The organism is Nitrosophilus sp. (assembly GCF_982775275.1).
In genome coordinates this window covers 1-2,228 of sequence record NZ_CEXZHP010000228.1, presented here as the reverse complement: position 1 = coordinate 2,228, position 2,228 = coordinate 1, and the positions used below count along the sequence as shown (strand labels likewise).

Annotated in this window: 5 protein-coding genes; all 5 read right to left on the bottom strand. The window is 29.5% G+C overall.

Going from position 1 to position 2,228, the window contains the following annotated elements; genetic code table 11:
• Positions 1-393 (bottom strand): lipopolysaccharide transport periplasmic protein LptA (gene lptA, locus AC30RD_RS08580; protein ID WP_489494087.1); only part of this gene is annotated, 393 nt, incomplete at its 3' end.
• A complete protein-coding gene (gene lptC, locus AC30RD_RS08575; RefSeq protein WP_489494086.1) occupies positions 390-902 on the bottom strand; it encodes an LPS export ABC transporter periplasmic protein LptC in 513 nt (170 codons plus the stop codon). The genes lptC and lptA, both read right to left, overlap by 4 nt.
• Entirely contained in the window at positions 899-1,405 is a 507-nt protein-coding gene (locus AC30RD_RS08570) for a KdsC family phosphatase (RefSeq protein ID WP_489494084.1), read from the bottom strand. The genes lptC and AC30RD_RS08570 overlap by 4 nt, the downstream gene beginning before the upstream one ends.
• Positions 1,402-1,974, bottom strand: a complete 573-nt coding sequence (hisB, locus tag AC30RD_RS08565) for an imidazoleglycerol-phosphate dehydratase HisB (RefSeq protein ID WP_489494083.1) — start codon at positions 1,972-1,974, stop codon at positions 1,402-1,404. Before hisB ends, AC30RD_RS08570 begins: the two co-directional genes overlap by 4 nt.
• Positions 1,975-1,991: 17 nt before the next feature.
• Positions 1,992-2,228, bottom strand: a 237-nt coding sequence (locus AC30RD_RS08560; RefSeq protein ID WP_489494082.1) for an SPOR domain-containing protein, incomplete at its 5' end; no start/stop codon positions are given.

Here is a 2,228-nt window from a genome sequence, read left to right as displayed (position 1 = left end):
TTTTCTATTTATTACTATTTTTTCACCATATATTTTTCTCATTTGAGGTTTTTGAACGATATAAACATCTTTTTCAAAAATATACTCAAGTCTATTTGGAAGATATACGATCTTTTGAGCTTTTCCTTCATATGTCCTATTTATATCTAAAACTATAAAAAATTTAACATCCCCTATCGCTTCATATTTTTTTGGCTTTTTATTTTCATCAAAATATACTATTACTTTTGAAGCATCAATTTTATCTTTTCCCTTTTTTATATGAACATTTCCAGTAAAAATAGATATTAGCCTCTTTTCATCGGCTTCAAAATTTTTTGATGTTATCTCAACATTTTCCGCTATCAAAAGGTTTGTCAAAAATATAAAAAAAAGGGCTATTTTTCTTTTCATTTTTCATTCTTTGTGATAATATTTGCATATATATTTTTAGCTAAAATTTTACCTTTATTTCTATAATAAATCAAATCTTCTCCCGTTATAGTAGCGCTTTTTGTAACAAGCCTAAAATCTCTTTTACTTTTTAAAATCTCATTTTTAAGATCATATATAGCCTCTTTTGCGTAAAAGATAAAATCTTTTGTTTTATATACGATATTATCATATAGATATATTTTTCTATTTTTGTATATTCCTTTATACGCTTCTAGCTCCTCTTTTGGAGGATGGACTTTTTTATATTTTGGATAATATATAACAAGTCTATCTTTATATTTTTCTCCTATTTTTCCAAATATTGTGCTTTTACTTCCGTTTTGGTCGATTTCTATTAATTTAAAATTTTCAAATTTGACTTCGGCAAGATTTTTTATATCTTTTTCTTCAATTTTATAAGGTTTCAAAAATAGTGTCCACAAAATAGATAATAAAATCAGACCAAAAAGAAAAAACGAAACCCTCAATCAATATCCTTCGTCCAAAACTCATAATATTTGTCTAAAAGTCTCTCTTTTTCTAAAATAAACTCTATCATTTCCCTAACCGCACCTTCTCCACCATCTTTGCTTAAAACCACATCAACGCTATTTTTTATAAATTCTATTCCGTTTTTTGGAGTAAAACTTAAACCAACGCTTTTTAAAAGCCTATAATCGTTTAAATCATCTCCAATTGCGGCGATATTTTCATATTCTATTTTACTACTTAAACTTATCTCTTTTAAAGCTTCAAGTTTGTTATCCATACCTTGAAAAAGATAATGAACGCCTAACTCTTTTGCTCTTTTTTCAACAATTTTTGAATCTCTTCCAGTTATTATAGCTACTTTTTTTCCAAGCCTCATCCACTGTTTTATCGCAAATCCGTCTTTTACGTTAAAAGACTTTATCTCATCGCCTCCGTTTGTATAGGTTATCTTTCCATTGGTCATACATCCATCAACATCCAAAATGATAAGCTCTATCAAATTATCCCCTTGGTGCTTGGAATTGAAGCTTTTTCATTAAATTTTAACGCCCTTCTTAAAGCAACAGCAAAAGATTTAAAAGAAGCCTCGGCAATATGGTGCCTATTTTTACCTCTTTTTTTAATTATATGAGCGGTAATTTTTGCATTGCTTATTAAAGCCCTATAAAACTCTTCAAAAAGTTCCCCGTCAAAATCGCCGATTTTACCTTCAATATCAACTTCATAAACCAAAAATGCTCTATTGCTCAAATCAAGAGCACATTCAACCGCCGCCTCATCCATTACAACAATAGCATCACCAAAACGCTCTTTATTTTCTAAAGGATAAATCTCTTTATTTAAAGCTTCGCCTAAAACTATGCCCACATCTTCAACGCTATGATGATAGTCTACATGAATATCTCCTACACATTTTAACTCCAAATCTATCTGAGCATGTTTAGCAAAACTCTCTAACATATGATCAAAAAAACCGATACCTGTGGAAATATTATATCTTCCACTGCCCTCAACATCTAATTTTAATGAAATTTCCGTCTCTTTTGTCTTTCTTTTTAATTCAACCATATTTTTATCCTTTTTTTCTATTGTCTAACCACAAAAGCCCCAGGGAAAAGACCTTTGGCTATAAAATCCCTTGCTTCCTCTTCACTCTCAAATCCCATTAACCAAACTCTATATAAAGGTTTTCCCTCAACAATAAACTTTTTTATAATCGCATGATATCTGTTTTGAACTAAAGAGTATCTTTTTTTAGTTATTAAAGCTCCCTGATATCTTCTAAAAGAGCCGATCTGAACACCGAAATTGGTCAATTTAAC